This is a genomic window from Pseudomonas sp. MPB23 (assembly GCF_046605395.1).
Taxonomy (GTDB): Bacteria; Pseudomonadota; Gammaproteobacteria; order Pseudomonadales; family Pseudomonadaceae; genus Aquipseudomonas.
On the sequence record NZ_CP176771.1, the window covers coordinates 4,670,587 to 4,687,876 of the forward strand.

The following is a 17,290-nucleotide window of genomic DNA, read 5'->3' on the forward strand; positions in this document are numbered from 1 at the left end:
AACATTCCTTGATGAATACCTGCCCGCAACGGGCAGCATCTATAAAAATCCTGTAGAGGGTGATCGGTCACCCTCGCAATACAAAAGCCGGGAACAACTCGTGCATGCGGCCCCATAACTCCGGCAACGCCATCTGTGCGGGCGCAATCGGCAATTGCTCATCGAGCATGCTCGTCGTGCGGACCATCTGCACGGCGAAGCGCTTGACACCACTGGCTTGTAAACGCTGGGCCAGGCGCAACAGGCGCGGCGGATCGATCAGGTGCCAATGCACCGTGGTGCGGCACTCGTAATCCACGCCACTGGCCAGCAAGGCATCCAGACTGCGCCAATGGGCGACGCCGCTGCCTTTGACCTGGGTGATCATTGGATAGTCCTCGACCAGGGCCTTCACATCGAAGCCCACCCAGTCGGCATGGCGCAACGCATTGGCAAACCCTGCCGGCTTGATCCCGGCACTGTGCAGGCCCACGCGAAAGCCCATGGCGCGCACTTCGTCCATCGCCGCCGGCAAGCCTTCCTGCAAGGTCGGCTCACCGCCGCTGAACACCACCGCGTCCAGCAGGTCCTGGCGGCGCTGCAAAAACAGCAAGACCCGGCGCCAATCGATTTCCGCGCTACCGCGCGGCGCAATCAGGTCCGGGTTATGGCAGTAACGACAGCGCCACGCACACCCCTGGCAGAACAGCACGCAGGCGAGCATGCCGGGGTAGTCGAGGGTGGTCAGGGGCACCATGCCCCCGACCCGTAGCGCTCGAGTCATTGGCGCCCGGCCGCGGCGGCCGCTTCGGTAAAGTGCACACGCTCCTTGTGCTCGGACTGTTTGCCGGGATTGAACGCGGACACCGGTCGGTGGTAACCCATCACCCGGGTCCAGACTTCGCAGCGCTGACGTTGTGGCTGGGACGTTTGCATGGTGAATCTCCTTGCGGGTTGAAAAACAGATTCAAGACTGAGCGGCAAGCGCGAGGACCTCATCGCACTTGGGACAGAACTCGTGTTCGCCGGCGAGGTAGCCGTGGACCGGGCAGATCGAGAACGTTGGGGTCACCGTCAGATACGGCAGGCGGAAACGCCCCAGCGCCTTGCGTACAAGCTGCTTGCAGGCCCGGGCCGAAGAAATCCGCTCGGCCATGTACAGGTGCAGCACGGTGCCGCCGGTGTATTTGCATTGCAGTTCGTCTTGCAGCTCCAGGGCTTCGAAGGGGTCTTCGGTAAAGCCCACCGGCAGTTGCGACGAGTTGGTGTAGTACGGCGCATCCACGCTGCCGGCTTGCAGAATGTCCGGGTAGCGCTTGCGGTCTTCCTTGGCGAAGCGGTAGGTGGTGCCTTCGGCCGGTGTGGCTTCGAGGTTGTAGAGGTGGCCGGTTTCTTCCTGGAAGCGCAACAAGGTGGCGCGCACATGGTCGAGCAGGCGCAGGGCGAACGCGCGCCCTTCTTCGGTGTGCATGCCCTGGGTGTCATCGGTGAAATTGCGCAGCATCTCGTGCATGCCATTAAGGCCGATGGTGGAGAAGTGATTGCGCAAGGTGCCCAGGTAACGCTTGGTGTAGGGATAGAGCCCGGCGTCCATGTGGTGCTGGATCACCTTGCGCTTGATTTCCAGGCTTTCCATGGCCATGTCCATCAGGCTGTCCAGGCGTTGCAGCAAGCCTGAGGTGTCGCCCTTGAACAAGTAACCGAGGCGCGCGCAGTTGATCGTCACCACGCCCAGGCTGCCGGTCTGCTCCGCCGAACCGAACAACCCACCGCCGCGCTTGAGCAGCTCGCGCACATCCAGTTGCAGGCGACAGCACATGGAGCGCACCTGATTGGGCTGCATATCGGAATTGAGGAAGTTCTGGAAATACGGCAACCCGTAGCGCGCCGTCATCTCGAACAGGCGGTCGGCGTTTTCGCTGTCCCAGGGGAAATCGTGGGTGATGTTGTAGGTCGGAATCGGGAAGGTGAACACCCGGCCCTTGGCATCCCCGGCCTGCATCACCTCGATGTAGGCGCGGTTGATCAGCTCCATTTCCGCTTGCAGGTCGCCATAGGCAAACGGCATTTCCTCACCGCCGATCACCGGGATTTGCTCGCGCAGATCCTCCGGGCAAACCCAGTCGAAGGTCAGGTTGGTGAACGGCGTCTGGGTGCCCCAGCGCGACGGCACGTTGAGGTTGTAGATGAACTCCTGCACCGCCTGGCGCACTTCGGGGTAGCTCAGTTGGTCCTTGCGCACGTAGGGCGCGAGATAGGTGTCGAACGAGCTGAACGCCTGGGCGCCGGCCCATTCGTTTTGCAGGGTGCCGAGGAAGTTGACCATCTGCCCCAGGGCACTGCTCAGATGCTTGGGCGGTCCCGCTTCAACGCGACCCGGCACGCCATTGAGGCCTTCGTGCAGCAACGAACGCAGCGACCAGCCGGCGCAGTAACCGGCGAGCATGTCGAGGTCGTGGATATGCAGATCGGCCTCACGGTGGGCACGGCCGATCTGCTCGCTGTAGACCTCGTCCAGCCAGTAATTGGCCGTGACCTTGCCCGACACGTTCAGCACCAGCCCGCCCAGGGAATAGCCCTGGTTGGCGTTGGCCTGCACGCGCCAGTCTTCGCGGTCGAGGTATTCGTTCATCGAGGTGGCGACTTCCACCAGGGTCTTGCGGTCACGGCGCAGGCGCCCATGTTGTTCGCGGTAGACGATGTAGGCGCGCATCGACAGGAAGTAACCGGCATCCATCAGGATGCGTTCGACACTGTCCTGGATTTGTTCGACATCCAGCCGCTCGATGCCGCTCAGACGGGCCAGCACCGCACCCAATAGCAGGTCGACGTCGGCCTCCTGGTACTCGCCAGTGGCGGTGCCGGCAGCGAGCAGGGCCTGGCGGATTTTTTCGGCGTCGAAGGGGACCAGGGTGCCGTCGCGTTTGTGCAGGCGGGTGCTGACCAGCGGGCTGAGCATGCTTTGCATTGGAAGGCTCCAGACACTACATATAGATAAATTTAATACCAACAACACAACATGCAGTGATGGTACGGGCAGACGCCTTGGCTGCCATTGATCAGGGTCAAGTCTGAACGAAGATCAAAATGTGGGAGGGGCTGTGTGGGAGGGGGCTTGCCCCCTCCCACATTCATTCCCCTCCCAGATTCAGTTCTCCTCCCCCATCAGCCGCCGCTCATATTCATGAATCGCACCACCTGCACTTCCCCATCCCCGCTGAAATCATGCCGCAACGGTTTGCCTTTCAACCCGCGACGCAACGCCGCAATCAACGGCCCGTCGTCCAACGGATAGCGCCGCAGCAACGCGCGAAAGTCCACCGCGTTGTCCTGCCCCAAGCACAGCAGCAACTGCCCTTCGACGGTCATGCGCACGCGGTTGCAACTGCCGCAGAAGTTATGGGAATTGGGCGAGATAAAGCCGATGCGCGTCTGTGGATGCTGCGCCCGGCGCACATAGCGCGCCGGGCCGCCGCTGTTTTCGGTGCTGTCGAGCAACTCATGGTGACGGGCAATCAGCGCGCGCACGTCATCACTGGCACAGAACGTCTCGCCCCGCGAACGCCCCACATCCCCCAGGGGCATTTCCTCGATGAAACTGATGTCGATGCCCTGGTCGATCGCGTACTGCACCAGCGCCGGCACTTCATCGAAGTTGCGCCCTTTCATCACCACGCAATTGAGCTTGACCCGCTCGAACCCGGCGTCCCGCGCCGCCTCGATGCCGTCCAGCACCTGGCGCAGATCACCGTTGCGGGTGATCGCGCGAAAGCGCTCTGCATCCAGGCTGTCGAGGCTGATGTTCATGCGCTTGACCCCGGCCTCCACCAACGGCCGCGCGAGGCGCGCCAACTGCGAGCCGTTGCTGGTCATCACCAGTTCGCGCAAGCCCGGCAGCGCCGCGATGTTGCGGCACAGCCCGACAATGCCCGGACGGATCAACGGCTCGCCGCCGGTCAGGCGGATCTTGCGCACGCCCTGGCCGACGAACAGCGCGGCCAGGCGTTCCAGCTCTTCCAGGGTCAGCACCTGCTGGCGCGGCAGGAACGTCATGTTTTTCGCCATGCAGTACACACAGCGAAAATCGCAACGGTCGGTCACCGACAAGCGCAGGTAATCAATCGAGCGGCCCACCCCATCCACCAGGCTCACGTCACTGCACCAACGGCGAGTCGGCGCCCTGCAGCGCGATGCCGCGAATGTCCGCCGCGCCGATCAGGGTTTGCAGGTACTGCAGCAATGCCTTTTGCCACACGCCTTGCTGCAACTGGGTGCGGATCGCCACCGCCACCGCTTCATACGGCAGCGGCTGACCTTCGATACGCTGATCGACACTGATCACGTGCCAGCCGTAGCGACTTTCCAGCGGCTTGGCGGCCAGGCCCGGCGCCAGGGTGAACAACTGCCGCTCCAGCTCCGGCACGGTCTGGCCTTTGCTCACCTGGCCCAGCGAACCGCCCTGGGCCTTGGACGGGCACGCCGAATACTGCAGGGCCAGTTCGGCAAATTGGCCGGGGTGCTCCACCAGGTTCAGCAGCAGAACCTCCGCCTGATCGTGCGCCAGATGCCGCGCCTCGGCGTCGTCCGGCGCGCATTCGAGCAGAATGTGCCGCACCGCCAGCAACGGCGCGCTGTGAAAGCGCCCGCGATTGTTGTCGAAGTAGCGCACACAGGTGGCCTCGTCGCACTCGGGCACCGTGACCTCACGCTCGAGCAGCAAGCGCGTGGCGGCTTCTTCTTCGTTCTCGCCGGCGGCGATGTCCACCGCCAGGCCCAGCTCGGTGATCCGCTGCTGCAACAGCTCGCGGATCACCAGCGCGCGGGCGGCCAGGTACACCGCCTCCTCGCGGCTGTCGGCCGGGTGATATTGCAACTCCAGGGCCATGGCCTCCGGCGTGACGGGCACGCCGTTGACGCTGATGATTGGCCATTCCTGTTCACTGCTGGCGATCAATTCAGGTGCCTTGAGTTCCTCGAACAGAGCCGGCGCCGCAACCTCGGCCACCACCGGTTCTTTGACCGACGAGCCGCAACCGCCGCTGCCGCCCTTACCGCCACCACATCCGCATCCCGTTGTCATGACGCTCTCCTCAATACTTCTGCCGCACGATTTGATAACGACGCCCCAGGTACCAGATCGGCGCGCTGACCATATGCACCAAGCGGGTAAACGGGAACAGCACGAACAAGGTCAAGCCCAGCGCCACATGCGCCTTGTAGATCAGCGACACCGGCTCGATCGACGCCGCCGCGTCCACTGGCCGCAACAGCACCACGTTCTGCGCCCAGTCGGCGAGCATCACCATGACCGAACCGTCCATATGCCCGGTGGACGCGACGATGGTCAGCAAGCCGAGCACCAACTGCGCGAGCAGCACCAGCAGGATCAGGATGTCCGACGGGCTCGACGTGGCCCGTACACGCGGGTCGCCCAGGCGGCGCTTGACCAGCATCAGCAGGCCCACCAGGCACAGCAGGCCGAAGACGCCACCGGAGACCATCGCCAGCAACTGCTTGTGCTCAGTGCTGATCACATGGTGATAGACCGACGCCGGGGTCAGCAGGCCGACAAAGTGCCCGGCCAGCACGAACAGCACACCGACGTGGAAGAAATTGCTCGCCACGCGCATGCCACGGTTGTTGAGCATCTGGCTGGAGCCAGCCTTCCAGGTGTACTGCGACAGGTCGAACCGCGCCCAACTGCCCAACAGGCAGATCGCCAGGGCGACATAGGGGTACACCCCGAATACCAGCAAATTCCACTTAGACATTACCCACCTCCGTGGCCGGCACGCTGGCCTGCCCTTCTTGCTGAAAATCCACCCAGTGCAACGGCACCGCGCTTTCTTCGCGGGCTTTGCCTGGAGCGCTGGGCATCGAACTGCAACGGTCCTGTTGTTCGGCCTGCATAAAGTCCACCGCTTCCTCTTCCCAGATTTTGTCCAGGGCTTCGAGGGAGTCGTCACGCGGCTCGGCGGCGACCTGGGCGCGCAACTCGGCCACCGCCTGGTGCGGCTCGGCCCCCGAGATCTGCAGCAACGCCCGGAAGCAACTGGCGTAGGCGCTCTCGCGTTCGTCCAGGCGCGCGGCGAGCAATGCCAGCAAATGCGCGACATCCGCCAGGCCCTCGCGGGCCTCGATGTCTTCGCGGGTCGAGAGGAACTCCAGGTACAGCGGGATGTAGTCCGGCAGCTCCTTGACGTCGATGGCAAACCCGGCCTCTTCGTACTGCGCCATCATGTCGACCATGGCCTGGCCCCGGTCGCGGGACTCGCCATGCACGTGTTCAAACAACAGCAACGACAGCGAACGCCCACGGCCGAACAGCGCACCGTAGTGTTCCTGGCCGTCCATCAGGTCATTGGCGCAGATCAACTCCAGCAACTCGAACAACGCACCGCGCTGCTTGGGGCTGATTTCCCGCGACTCGATGATCGCCTGCTCCAGCTCGTCGCGGCCGCTCACCAGGGTCTCGGTGGGGTAGTCCAGCAGCAACGAAATCACTTTAAGAATGCGCATGGTTCAGTCCTCCCAGATCTGCACGGTTTTCAGCACGTCGCGGCGGTTGGCCTTCTTGGCGCCGAACATGTTGGTGTCGGAGCTGCCGCTGCAACCGCTGCCGAAGCTGAAACCACAGCCGGAGCGTTCAGCGAACGCATCGCTCATGGCGTCTTCACGGTGCGCACTCGGCACCACGAAACGGTCTTCGTAGTTGGCAATCGCCAGGTAGCGGTACATCTCTTCCACCTGTTCCACGCTCAGGCCGACGTCTTCGAGCACTTGCAGGTCCTGCACGCCGTCGACTTGCTGGGAGCGTTTGTAGGCACGCATCGCCAACAGGCGTTTGAGCGCACGCTTGACCGGTTTTTCATCGCCGGCGGTGAGCATATTCGCCAGGTAACGCAGCGGAATGCGCAGGCTGTCGACATCCGGGATCACCCCGTTCATTCCCACGGTGCCGGCAGCGGCGGCGTTCTGGATCGGCGACAGTGGCGGCACGTACCAGACCATCGGCAAGGTGCGGTATTCCGGGTGCAACGGCAGCGCGAGTTTCCAATCGACGGCCATTTTGTACACCGGCGAACGTTGCGCCGAGTCGATCACCGACTGCGGCACGCCATCGGCCAGGGCCTGGCGGATCACTGCCGGGTCATTCGGGTCGAGGAAGATTTCCAACTGCTTCTCGTACAGGTCCTGCTCGTTGGCGGTGCTCGCCACTTCGCTGATACGGTCGGCGTCGTAGAGCAGCACGCCGAGGTAGCGAATCCGACCGACGCAGGTTTCGGCACACACGGTGGGCATGCCGGCTTCGATACGCGGGTAGCAGAAGATGCACTTCTCGGACTTGCCGCTCTTCCAGTTGAAGTAGATTTTCTTGTACGGGCAGCCGCTGATGCACATGCGCCAGCCGCGGCACTTTTCCTGGTCGATCAGCACGATGCCGTCTTCTTCACGCTTGTAGATCGCACCGCTCGGGCACGACGCCGCGCACGCCGGGTTGAGGCAGTGCTCGCACAGGCGCGGCAGGTACATCATGAAAGTGTTTTCGTACTCGCCATAAATGTCGGCCTGGATCTGGTCGAAGTTCTTATCCTTGCGGCGCTTGGCGAACTCGGTGCCGAGGATTTCTTCCCAGTTGGGGCCCCACTCGATTTTCTGCATGCGCTTGCCGGACACCAGCGAACGCGGACGCGCGGTCGGTTGGTGCTCGCCCAACGGCGCGGTGTGCAGGTGCTGGTAGTCGAAGTCGAACGGCTCGTAGTAGTCGTCCAGGCTCGGCAGGTCAGGGTTGGCGAAGATGTTCGCCAACACGCGGAACTTGCCGCCGATGCGCGGGTTGATCGAGCCGTTGGCGTTGCGTACCCAGCCGCCCTTCCACTTGTCCTGGTTTTCCCATTCTTTCGGGTAGCCGATGCCGGGCTTGGACTCGACGTTGTTGAACCAGGCGTATTCCATGCCTTCACGGCTGGTCCAGACGTTTTTGCAGGTGATGGAACAGGTGTGGCAGCCGATGCATTTGTCCAGGTTCAGGACCATGCCGATCTGTGAGCGAATCTTCATCTCAGTTCTCCTCGATATCAGTCGGCAATGGGCGCGGCAGATCATCGCCGGTGGAACCATCGAGCCAGTCGACCTTGGCCATTTTGCGCACCACGACAAACTCGTCGCGGTTGCAACCGACCGTGCCGTAGTAGTTGAAACCGTAGGCCTGCTGGGCATAGCCGCCGATCATGTGGGTCGGCTTGAGCACCACGCGGGTCACCGAGTTGTGGTGGCCGCCGCGGGTCTTGGTGGTTTCCGAACCCGGCACGTTCACGATGCGTTCCTGGGCGTGGTACATCATCACCATGCCTTCCTTGACGCGCTGGCTGACCACCGCACGGGCAGTCAGGGCGCCGTTGACGTTGAAGCACTCGATCCAGTCGTTGTCCTCGATCCCGGCGCGCTTGGCGTCGATTTCCGAGAGCCACACAATCGGGCCGCCACGGCTCAGGGTGAGCATCAGCAGGTTGTCGCTGTAGGTGCTGTGGATGCCCCATTTCTGGTGCGGGGTGATCCAGTTCAGCACGATCTCGGTTTCGCCGTTGCTGCGCTTGCCCTTCACGCCTTCGATGGTCTTGGTGTTGACCGGTGGCCGGTAGCTCATCAACTGCTCGCCGAACGCCTGCATCCACGGGTGATCCTGGTAGAACTGCTGGCGGCCGGTGATGGTGCGCCATGGGATGTTTTCATGGACGTTGGTGTAGCCGGCGTTGTAGCTCACGTGTTCGTCTTCCAGGCCCGACCAGGTCGGGCTGGAGATGATCTTGCGCGGCTGCGCCTGGATATCGCGGAAGCGGATCGCTTCATGGGCCTTGGAGATCGCCAGGTGGCTGTGGTCGATGCCGGTGAATTCCGACAGCGCGGCCCAGGCTTTCAAGGCCACCTTGCCGTTGGTTTCCGGGGCCAGGGACAGGATCACCTCGGCGGCGTCGATAGCCGTGTCGATTTTTGGCCGGCCATGGCTGATCCCGGCATCGTTTTCGTGATGGTTCAGTTCGCCGAGGAACTCGACTTCTTCATCGGTGTTCCAGTTGATGCCCTTGCCGCCGTTGCCGAGTTTTTCCAGCATCGGGCCCAGCGACGAGAACTGCTTGTAGATGTTCGGGTAGTCGCGTTCCACCACTGCAATGTTCGGCGCGTTCTTGCCGGGCACCGGGGCCACGCGTGCGCTTTTCCAGTCGGTGCCGCCAAACGGCTGGGCCAGTTCGCCGACGCTGTCGTGCATCAAAGGTACGGTGACCAGGTCTTGCTCGACGCCGAGGTGGCCGACCGACATGGCCGAGAACGCCTTGGCGATGCCCTTGTAGATTTCCCAGTCGGAACGCGATTCCCACGCCGGGTCGATAGCCGCCGACAATGGGTGGATGAACGGGTGCATGTCCGAGGTGTTCATGTCGTCTTTTTCGTACCAGGTGGCGGTCGGCAAGACGATGTCGGAATACACGCAGGTCGAGGACATGCGGAAGTCCAGGGTGGTCACCAGGTCGAGCTTGCCGATGGCGCCGTCCTCGACCCATTCGGCCTCGGTGGGCTTGCATTCGGTGCTGTGGCCGATGTCTTCGTTCATCACGCCGTTCTTGGTGCCCAACAGGTACTTGAGCATGTACTCATGGCCCTTGCCCGACGAACCGAGCAGGTTGGAGCGCCAGATGAACATGTTGCGCGGGAAGTTCACCGGGCTGTCCGGCTGTTCGCAGGCAAAGCGCAGGCTGCCGTCCTGCCAGGACTTGACCACGTAGTCTTTCGGCGTCATGCCCGCAGCGGCGGCCTCACGGCAGATGTGCAGCGGGTTGGTGTTGAGCTGCGGCGCGCTGGGCAACCAGCCGGCGCGTTCGGCGCGGATGTTGTAGTCCAGGGCGTGTTCGGGGAACTGCGACTTGTCGGCCAGTGGCGAGAGCACATCGTGCATGCTCATTTTCTCGTGGCGCCATTGCGAACTGTGGCCGTAGAAGAAGCTGGTGCCGTTCATCTGCCGCGGTGGGCGGTTCCAGTCGAGGCCGAACGCCAGGGGCAGCCAGCCGCATTGCGGGCGCAGTTTTTCCTGGCCGACGTAGTGGGCCCAGCCGCCGCCGGTCTGGCCGACGCAACCGCAGAGCATGAGCATGTTGATCAGCCCGCGGTAGTTCATGTCCATGTGGTACCAGTGGTTCATCGCCGCGCCGACGATGATCATCGAGCGACCCTTGGTCTTGTCGGCGTTGTCGGCGAACTCACGGGCGATCTGGATGGCTTTCTCGCGGCTGACGCCGGTGATCGCTTCCTGCCACGCCGGGGTGCCCGGCACGCTGGCGTCGTCGTAGTCCTTGGCCACGTTGTGGCCGCCCAGGCCACGGTCAATGGCCAGGTTGGCCGCCGACAGGTCGAACACGGTGGCGACCTTGACCACGCTGCCGTCGGCCAGGGTCACGTTGTGCACCGGCACGCGGCGGAATTGCACGGCATCGCCGGCCACGTGCTGGAAGTGCTCGTGGGCTTCGCCGGCAAAGTACGGGAACGCCACTTCGGCGACGTCGTCACCGATCAGGCTGAGTTTCAGGTCAATGGCGCGGCCTTCGCCGCCCTCTTTGGCGAGGATGTTCCACTTGCCCTTCTCGCCCCAGCGGTAGCCGATGGAACCTTGTGGCGAGACCAGTTCGCCGCTCTCATCGAGGGCGATGGTTTTCCATTCCGGGTTGTTGTCCTGGCCGAGGTTGCCGGTAAGGTCCGAGGCGCGCAGGAAGCGGTCGGGCTGGAAGCCGGCACCGGGGGCGAAACCGGTCATCGGTTTGAGCATCACCAGCACCGGCAAGTCGGTGAAGCGCTTGGCGTAATCGGTGAAGTAGGCGCTCGGCTTGTCCAGGTGAAATTCTTTGAAGATCACATGGTTGAAGGCCTGGGCCAGTGCGGCGTCGGTGCCCTGCTTGGGGTTGAGCCACAGGTCGGTGAGCTTGGCCACTTCCGAATAGTCGGGGGTGATCGCCACGGTCTTGGTGCCCTTGTAGCGCACCTCGGTGAAGAAGTGCGCGTCCGGGGTACGGGTCTGCGGAACGTTGGAACCCCAGGCAATGATGTAGTTGGAGTTGTACCAGTCGGCCGATTCCGGCACGTCGGTCTGCTCGCCCCACACCATCGGCGAGGCCGGTGGCAGGTCGCAGTACCAGTCGTAGAAGCTCAGGCACACGCCGCCGATCAGCGACAGGTAACGCGAACCCGCCGCGTAGCTGACCATGGACATGGCCGGGATCGGCGAGAAGCCGACGATGCGGTCGGGGCCGTATTGCTTGATGGTGTAGACGTTGGAGGCGGCGATGATCTCGTTCACCTCCTCCCAGTTCGAGCGAATGAAACCGCCCATGCCGCGCTTGCTCTTGTAGGCGTCGGCCTTGGCCTTGTCCTCGACGATGCTCGCCCAGGCTTCCACCGGCGCCAGGGTCTGGCGCGCTTCACGCCACAGTTTGAGCAGCGGCTTGCGGATCTTCGGGTACTTGAGCCGGTTGGCGCTGTAGATGTACCAGCTATAGCTCGCACCGCGTGGGCAGCCGCGCGGTTCGTGGTTGGGCAGGTCGTTGCGGGTGCGCGGGTAGTCGGTCTGCTGGGTTTCCCAGGTGATCAGGCCGTTCTTCACATAGATCTTCCACGAGCACGAGCCGGTGCAGTTCACACCGTGGGTGGAACGCACGATCTTGTCGTACTGCCAGCGCGAACGGTAGACGTTTTCCCAGTCGCGGGACTCCTTGCGGGTCTCGCCGTGGCCGTCGGAGAACTCGTTCTGTTTGCGGTTGAAGAACCGCAGTTGATCCAATAAATGACTCATGGTGCTTTCCTCATCAGGCGTGCTGCGGGGTGCGTTGCCCCGCGAATTCAGGTCGGACTAGCAGGGAGTGGCGCAACCTTTACGGGCGTACCACCACCAGGTCACGACGATGCAGCTCAGGTAGAAACCGACAAACATGTAGAAGGCCATCGCCGGGCTGCCGGTGGCGGCCATGGAGGTGCCGAAGGATTTGGGAATGAAGAACGCACCGAAGGCGCCCATCGCCGAACTGAAGCCCAGCACCGCGGCGGATTCCTTGCCGGCGTCCTTGAGCGCCTGCTCGCGCTCGGCGGCGGGTTTACCGGCGCTGGCTTTCTCGTGCTGGGTGCGGAAGATCACCGGGATCATGCGGAAGGTGGAGCCGTTGCCCACGCCGGTGGTGATGAACAGCAACATGAACAGGCCGAGGAAACCGTAGAAGTTGCCGCCCTGGCCGTTCTGCGGCAGGAAGTGCAGCACGCCGAACACCATCACGATCATCAGCACGAAGTTCCACAGGGTCACTCGCGCGCCGCCCAGTTTGTCCGCCAGCCAGCCGCCCAATGGGCGTACCAGCGCGCCGACCAGCGGGCCGAGGAAGGCGAATTTCAACGCCACCACGTCGGGGAACGAGGTCTTGATCAACAGCGGGAACGCCGCCGAAAAGCCGATGAACGAACCGAAGGTCGCCAGGTACAACCAGCACATCAGCCAGTTGTGCTTGCGCTTGAAGATCACCGCCTGCTCGCTGAACGATGCGCGGGCGCTGGACAGGTCATTCATGCCGAACCAGGCCGCCACGGTGACGATAAGGATGAACGGCACCCAGATGAACCCGGCGTTCTGCAGCCACAACTGGCTGCCATCGGGCAGGGTTTGCGCTTGCCCGCCGACCAGGCCGAACACCCCGAAGGTGATCACCAGCGGCACGCAGAACTGCATCACCGACACACCCAGGTTACCGAGGCCGGCGTTCAGGCCCAGGGCCGTGCCCTGTTGCGCCTTGGGGTAGAAGAAGCTGATGTTGGACATGCTCGAGGCGAAGTTGCCGCCGCCGAAGCCGCACAACAGGGCGATCAACACAAACACGCTGTACGGGGTGTTGGGGTCTTGCACCGCGAAGCCCATCCACAGCGACGGCAGCAGCAACGATGCGGTGCTCAGGGCTGTCCAGCGGCGGCCGCCGAAGATCGGCACCATGAACGAGTAGAACACCCGCAAGGTCGCACCGGACAGGCCGGGCAACGCCGCCAGCCAGAACAGCTGGTCGGTGGTGAAGCTGAAGCCGATGGCGTTGAGGCGCACGATCACCGTGCTCCACACCATCCACACAGCGAAGGCCAGGAGCAGCGCGGGAATCGAGATCCACAGGTTGCGGGTGGCGGTCTTTTTGCCGCTGGCGCCCCAGAACGCGGGATCTTCCGGGCGCCAGTCGTGAATCACCGGGCCCGACTCGGGCTTTTGCGCGATGGACATGTTCATGCTCCTTGGAGACGTTGGGCGGTGTTGCCCAGCAGCGGTTGTTTGCGGATTTCGCTGAGGTACATCCAGGTCAGGGACACCCAGACCACGCCGTACATCAACATGAAGCAGGACGAGCGCACGCCGGTGAGGTCCACCAGGACGCCAAACAGGATCGGCAGCACAAAGCCGCCCAGGCCGCCGGCGAGGCCGACGATGCCGGACACCGCGCCCATGTTCTGCGGGTAGTCATTGGCGATGTACTTGAACACCGAGGCCTTGCCGAACGCGAAGGCGATGCCCATCACGAACAGCAGCACGGTGAACAGGGTGGCGTTGAGGCCGATGTGGAAATCCAGCGGACCGTTGACGGTCATCACTTGCAGTTGGGTCTGCGGGTAGCTGAGCAGGAACAGGCAGATCCAGCTGACCCACAACACCCACCAGGTCACGCTCTGGGCGCCCCAGCGGTCGGACAGCCAACCGCCGACCGCACGCAGCACGCCGCCGGGCAGGGAGAAACAGGCGGCCAGCAGCGCTGCGCTTTGCAGGCTGAAACCGTATTCCTGCACGTAATACTTGGTCATCCACAACGCCAGGCCGACGTAGCCGCCGAACACAATCGAGTAGTACTGGCAGTAGCGCCACACGGCCGGGTCTTTCAGGCAGCGCAGTTGCTCGCGCAAGGTGGCGCCGCCGGCACTGCGATGGGCCTTGTTTTCGCTGGTGAGGAACCAGAACAGCAGCGCGGTGATAAACAGGATCGCGCCGAACACCTTGGGCACCAGGTGCCAGGTGCCAAGGGCGATCAGCGCCGGGGCGAGGAACTTGGTCACGGCAGCCCCGGCGTTACCGGCGCCGAACACGCCCATGGCAAAGCCTTGGTTCTCCTTGTCGAACCACTTGGCGACGTAGGCGATGCCCACCGAGAACGAACCGCCGGCCAGGCCGACGAACAGGCCCAGTACCAGGAACTGCCAATAGGCGGTGGCGTAGGTGATCAGGTACAGCGGCAGCACGCACGCGAGCATCAACAGGAAGAACACGATGCGCCCGCCGAAGCGGTCGGTCAGCAAGCCCAGCGGCAGGCGCACCAGGGAACCGGTCAGCACCGGCGTGGCGGCCAGCAGGCCGAACTGGGTTTCGTTGAGTTGCAGCAGTTCTTTGATGGGCACGCCGAGTACGGCGAACATCATCCACACCATAAAGCAGACGGTGAAGGCCAGCGTGCTCATGCCCAGCACCAGGCCTTGTCTTATACGGGGTTGAGTCACGGTATGCGCTCCGAGAAGTGATTTCGTGAGCGCAGGTTAGGGGCGACACCCCCGTGGAACTTGACGTAGATCAACGTCGGTCTGGGGGGTATAAGGCTATGCTGACCCCACATACCTCTAAGGAGGTAGCCCCCATAACAAGACAAAGTCTTTATTTATCAATGGATTGATCTATGTTGCCGGCGTTTTCCCGTGGGAGGGTTGGCCGGCAATTCTTTAGAGGTAGAGCACCAAGGATCATAGTTTTCCCGCGCGTTTTTCCTTTGCAGGTGCCTCCATGCCCGTTTTCTCCCCCCTCCGACGACAGCGTGATGTTTAACTGGCTGCGCAGTTCCCTGCCCGCCCGCGCCGGTCTGGCGGTGATCCTGATCGCTGTCCTGGCCCTGGCCAGTTCCTTGAGTGCCGGGCTGATCGCCTGGTTCAGCCAGGGCGACGCCGCCGCGATCAACACCGCCGGCTCAGTGCGCATGGAGACCTACCACCTCAGTTGGCGACTCGCTGCGGCCGCGCCGGCCGAGGAGATCGACGCCATCACCCAGAGCCTGCAAGGGCGTCTCGACAGCCAGTCGCTCAAGGCGGTGCTGGAAGACGGGCCGCGCAGCGCCCTGCAGCAGAGCTACCAACAGATCCAGCAACGCTGGAACGACGCGTTGCGCCCGGCGCTGGCGCGCGGTGATACGGCGCTGTTCCAGGCCAGCGCGCCGGCGTTCGTCGAACAAATGAATCAATTCGTCAGCCTGTTGCAGCAACAGAGCGAACAAAAACAAGGCTGGCAACAAGGCATCCAGGGCCTGGCGCTGTTCAGCACGCTGATCATTCTGTTGATCGGTCTGTATGAGTTGCAGTACGGCGTGGTCAACCCCTTGCAGGAACTGGTACAGGCCACCCGGCGTTTTCGCGATGGCGACTTCAAGACCCGGGTCAACCACCGTTCCGAGGATGAGCTGGGGCAACTGGCCCTGAGCTTCAACACCATGGCCGAGACCATCGAGGCGTCCCACCGCACCCTGGAAAGCCAGGTGCGCCTCAAGACCCTCAACCTGCAACAAGCCAACGCCGCCCTCGAATTGCTGTACCAAAGCAGCCGCAGCCTGGCCACGCGCCTGGCCAATGCCGAAGGCCTGGACGAACTGATCCGGCGCTTCCAGAAGCGCCTGCCGGGGCTGCGCCTGTCGTTGTGCCTGCAAGGGCATTTTCTGGCGCCGGCCCAGCAGATGCTCTCCTTGAACGGCGGTGACAGCCGCAATATCTGTGCCCTCGGCGAGTGCGCCTCCTGCGATAAACACAAGGTGGCGCCGTCGCAGATCTTCAGCATCAGCAACCAGGGCTCGGAACTCGGCGAGCTCAAGGCCCATTTCGACGACGGCCATCCGCCCCAGGACTGGGAGAAACAATTGATCCAGGCCCTGGCCAACCTGATCGGCACGTCGCTGTCGCTCAAACGCCAGCGCGAACAGGATCACCGGTTGCTGCTGCTCGACGAGCGCACCATCATCGCCCGCGAACTACACGACTCGCTGGCGCAGGCGCTGTCGTACATGAAGCTGCAAGTCAGCCGCATGCAAACCCTGATCCGCCGTGGCGAACCGGTGGAAACCCTGGCCGCCGTCACCGTCGAACTGCGCGATGGCCTGAACAATGCCTACCGCCAACTGCGCGAACTGCTGACCACCTTCCGCCTGCAAATCCACGATGCCGGGCTGGTGCAGGAACTGTCGGACACCGCCGAAGAGTTTTCCCGGCGTGGCGAATTCCAGGTGCACCTGCACGTCGACGCCCTCGCCTTCCAGTTGTCGGCCAGCGAGCAGATCCACTTGCTGCAAATCACCCGCGAAGCGCTGTCCAACTGCCTGCGCCATGCCCATGCGCAAAACGCCTGGCTGCAACTGCGCCAGGAGGGCGAAACCGTGAGCCTGTGCATCGAGGACGACGGCCGGGGGTTCTGCGGTGAGGTCGACCAACGTGAACACCATGGCCTGACCATCATGGACGAGCGCGCACGCAGCCTGCACGGCCAACTCGACATCAGCCCCCGCGAGCCCCAGGGCACACGGGTGCAACTGCGCTTTCACCCGGAATTCCTCGGGCAACCCCTACAAGGCAACCCTGCATGAACACACTCACCCGCCATCGCATCCTGCTGGTCGACGATCACCCGATGATGCGCCACGGCATGCGCCAGATACTCGAACTCGAAGACGACCTGCACGTGGTCGGCGAAGCCGGCAACGGCCAGGAAGCCCTGGACCAGATCGAGACCTTGCAACCGGACCTGGTGCTGCTGGACAACAACATGCCGCACATGAACGGCGTAGAAACCCTGCGCCGCCTGCGCGCCATGCACTATGCGGGCAAGGTGCTGCTGTTTACCGTGTCCGACGCTGAAGACGACGTCCGCGACGCCCTGCGCCTGGATGCCAACGGGTACCTGCTCAAAGACATGGAACCGGAGCTGGTGGTGACCTACATCCGCGATGCATTGCATGGCGCGTTGGTGATCAGCCCCGGATTGACGCGAGTCCTGGCCCAGGCGCTGCGCTCACCGCAACCCCATGCCGCAGTGGAATTGACCGAACGCGAACGGCAAGTGCTGCGCACGATTGCCAGCGGGCATAGCAACAAGGTGATCGGGCATAAGCTGGGGATCACCGAAGGCACGGTGAAAGTGCATGTGAAGAATCTGCTGCACAAATTGGGGTTGCGCTCGCGGGTGGAAGCGGCGGTTTGGGCGATGGAGCATTTGCGGCAGGTGGGATGAAGG

Annotated in this window: 13 protein-coding genes; 2 read left to right on the forward strand and 11 right to left on the reverse strand. The window is 63.0% G+C overall.

The window, feature by feature from the left end; all coding sequences use genetic code 11:
* Positions 1 to 67 precede the first annotated feature (67 nt).
* The 11 genes from ACLH0J_RS20965 to ACLH0J_RS21015 form a co-directional block, all read right to left on the reverse strand.
* Positions 68 to 763 (reverse strand): anaerobic ribonucleoside-triphosphate reductase activating protein, encoded by a 696-nt coding sequence (locus ACLH0J_RS20965; RefSeq protein WP_411388837.1) that lies wholly within the window; start codon positions 761 to 763, stop codon positions 68 to 70.
* Positions 760 to 915 carry an anaerobic ribonucleoside-triphosphate reductase gene (nrdD, locus tag ACLH0J_RS20970; RefSeq protein ID WP_010567361.1) on the reverse strand — a complete coding sequence of 52 codons (156 nt, stop codon included), beginning with the start codon at positions 913 to 915 and terminating at the stop codon, positions 760 to 762. The genes ACLH0J_RS20965 and nrdD overlap by 4 nt, the downstream gene beginning before the upstream one ends.
* A gap of 31 nt (positions 916 to 946) precedes the next feature.
* Positions 947 to 2,947 (reverse strand): ribonucleoside triphosphate reductase, encoded by a 2,001-nt coding sequence (locus ACLH0J_RS20975; RefSeq protein ID WP_411388838.1) that lies wholly within the window; start codon positions 2,945 to 2,947, stop codon positions 947 to 949.
* 197 nt (positions 2,948 to 3,144) lie between these two features.
* Positions 3,145 to 4,131, reverse strand: coding sequence for a GTP 3',8-cyclase MoaA (gene moaA, locus ACLH0J_RS20980; RefSeq protein WP_411388839.1), 987 nt, complete (start codon positions 4,129 to 4,131; stop codon positions 3,145 to 3,147).
* Position 4,132: 1 nt separating this feature from the next.
* Positions 4,133 to 5,059 carry a peptidylprolyl isomerase gene (locus ACLH0J_RS20985; RefSeq protein WP_411388840.1) on the reverse strand — a complete coding sequence of 309 codons (927 nt, stop codon included), beginning with the start codon at positions 5,057 to 5,059 and terminating at the stop codon, positions 4,133 to 4,135.
* Positions 5,060 to 5,069: 10 nt separating this feature from the next.
* Positions 5,070 to 5,750, reverse strand: coding sequence for a respiratory nitrate reductase subunit gamma (gene narI, locus ACLH0J_RS20990; RefSeq protein WP_411388841.1), 681 nt, complete (start codon positions 5,748 to 5,750; stop codon positions 5,070 to 5,072).
* The gene (narJ, locus tag ACLH0J_RS20995; RefSeq protein WP_411388842.1) at positions 5,743 to 6,498 is read right to left on the reverse strand and encodes a nitrate reductase molybdenum cofactor assembly chaperone; all 756 of its coding nucleotides are present in this window, start codon (positions 6,496 to 6,498) and stop codon (positions 5,743 to 5,745) included. The genes narI and narJ overlap by 8 nt, the downstream gene beginning before the upstream one ends.
* A 3-nt stretch (positions 6,499 to 6,501) precedes the next feature.
* Entirely contained in the window at positions 6,502 to 8,040 is a 1,539-nt protein-coding gene (gene narH / locus ACLH0J_RS21000; RefSeq protein ID WP_078733535.1) for a nitrate reductase subunit beta, read from the reverse strand.
* Position 8,041: 1 nt separating this feature from the next.
* A complete protein-coding gene (locus tag ACLH0J_RS21005; protein WP_411388843.1) occupies positions 8,042 to 11,815 on the reverse strand; it encodes a nitrate reductase subunit alpha in 3,774 nt (1,257 codons plus the stop codon).
* Positions 11,816 to 11,872: 57 nt separating this feature from the next.
* Entirely contained in the window at positions 11,873 to 13,270 is a 1,398-nt protein-coding gene (locus tag ACLH0J_RS21010) for a NarK family nitrate/nitrite MFS transporter (RefSeq protein ID WP_411388844.1), read from the reverse strand.
* A 2-nt stretch (positions 13,271 to 13,272) separates the two neighbouring features.
* Entirely contained in the window at positions 13,273 to 14,529 is a 1,257-nt protein-coding gene (locus tag ACLH0J_RS21015; protein WP_411388845.1) for an MFS transporter, read from the reverse strand.
* Positions 14,530 to 14,840: 311 nt separating this feature from the next.
* Between ACLH0J_RS21015 and ACLH0J_RS21020 the strand changes: the two genes are divergently transcribed.
* Together ACLH0J_RS21020 and narL are read left to right on the forward strand one after the other, a co-directional pair.
* Positions 14,841 to 16,643, forward strand: coding sequence for a HAMP domain-containing protein (locus tag ACLH0J_RS21020; RefSeq protein ID WP_411388846.1), 1,803 nt, complete (start codon positions 14,841 to 14,843; stop codon positions 16,641 to 16,643).
* The gene (narL, locus tag ACLH0J_RS21025) at positions 16,640 to 17,287 is read left to right on the forward strand and encodes a two-component system response regulator NarL (RefSeq protein WP_411388847.1); all 648 of its coding nucleotides are present in this window, start codon (positions 16,640 to 16,642) and stop codon (positions 17,285 to 17,287) included. The genes ACLH0J_RS21020 and narL overlap by 4 nt, the downstream gene beginning before the upstream one ends.
* Positions 17,288 to 17,290 lie beyond the last annotated feature (3 nt).

Excerpts from the sequence above, each read along its gene's own strand:
- ACLH0J_RS20965 (WP_411388837.1), bottom strand. The coding sequence starts at position 763 with ATGACTCGAGCGCTACGGGTCGGGGGCATGGTGCCCCTGACCACCCTC.
- nrdD (WP_010567361.1), bottom strand. The coding sequence starts at position 915 with ATGCAAACGTCCCAGCCACAACGTCAGCGCTGCGAAGTCTGGACCCGG.
- ACLH0J_RS20975 (WP_411388838.1), bottom strand. The coding sequence starts at position 2,947 with ATGCAAAGCATGCTCAGCCCGCTGGTCAGCACCCGCCTGCACAAACGC.
- ACLH0J_RS20985 (WP_411388840.1), bottom strand. The coding sequence starts at position 5,059 with ATGACAACGGGATGCGGATGTGGTGGCGGTAAGGGCGGCAGCGGCGGT.
- narI (WP_411388841.1), bottom strand. The coding sequence starts at position 5,750 with ATGTCTAAGTGGAATTTGCTGGTATTCGGGGTGTACCCCTATGTCGCC.
- narJ (WP_411388842.1), bottom strand. The coding sequence starts at position 6,498 with ATGCGCATTCTTAAAGTGATTTCGTTGCTGCTGGACTACCCCACCGAG.
- narH (WP_078733535.1), bottom strand. The coding sequence starts at position 8,040 with ATGAAGATTCGCTCACAGATCGGCATGGTCCTGAACCTGGACAAATGC.
- ACLH0J_RS21005 (WP_411388843.1), bottom strand. The coding sequence starts at position 11,815 with ATGAGTCATTTATTGGATCAACTGCGGTTCTTCAACCGCAAACAGAAC.
- ACLH0J_RS21010 (WP_411388844.1), bottom strand. The coding sequence starts at position 13,270 with ATGTCCATCGCGCAAAAGCCCGAGTCGGGCCCGGTGATTCACGACTGG.
- ACLH0J_RS21020 (WP_411388846.1), top strand. The coding sequence starts at position 14,841 with ATGTTTAACTGGCTGCGCAGTTCCCTGCCCGCCCGCGCCGGTCTGGCG.
- narL (WP_411388847.1), top strand. The coding sequence starts at position 16,640 with ATGAACACACTCACCCGCCATCGCATCCTGCTGGTCGACGATCACCCG.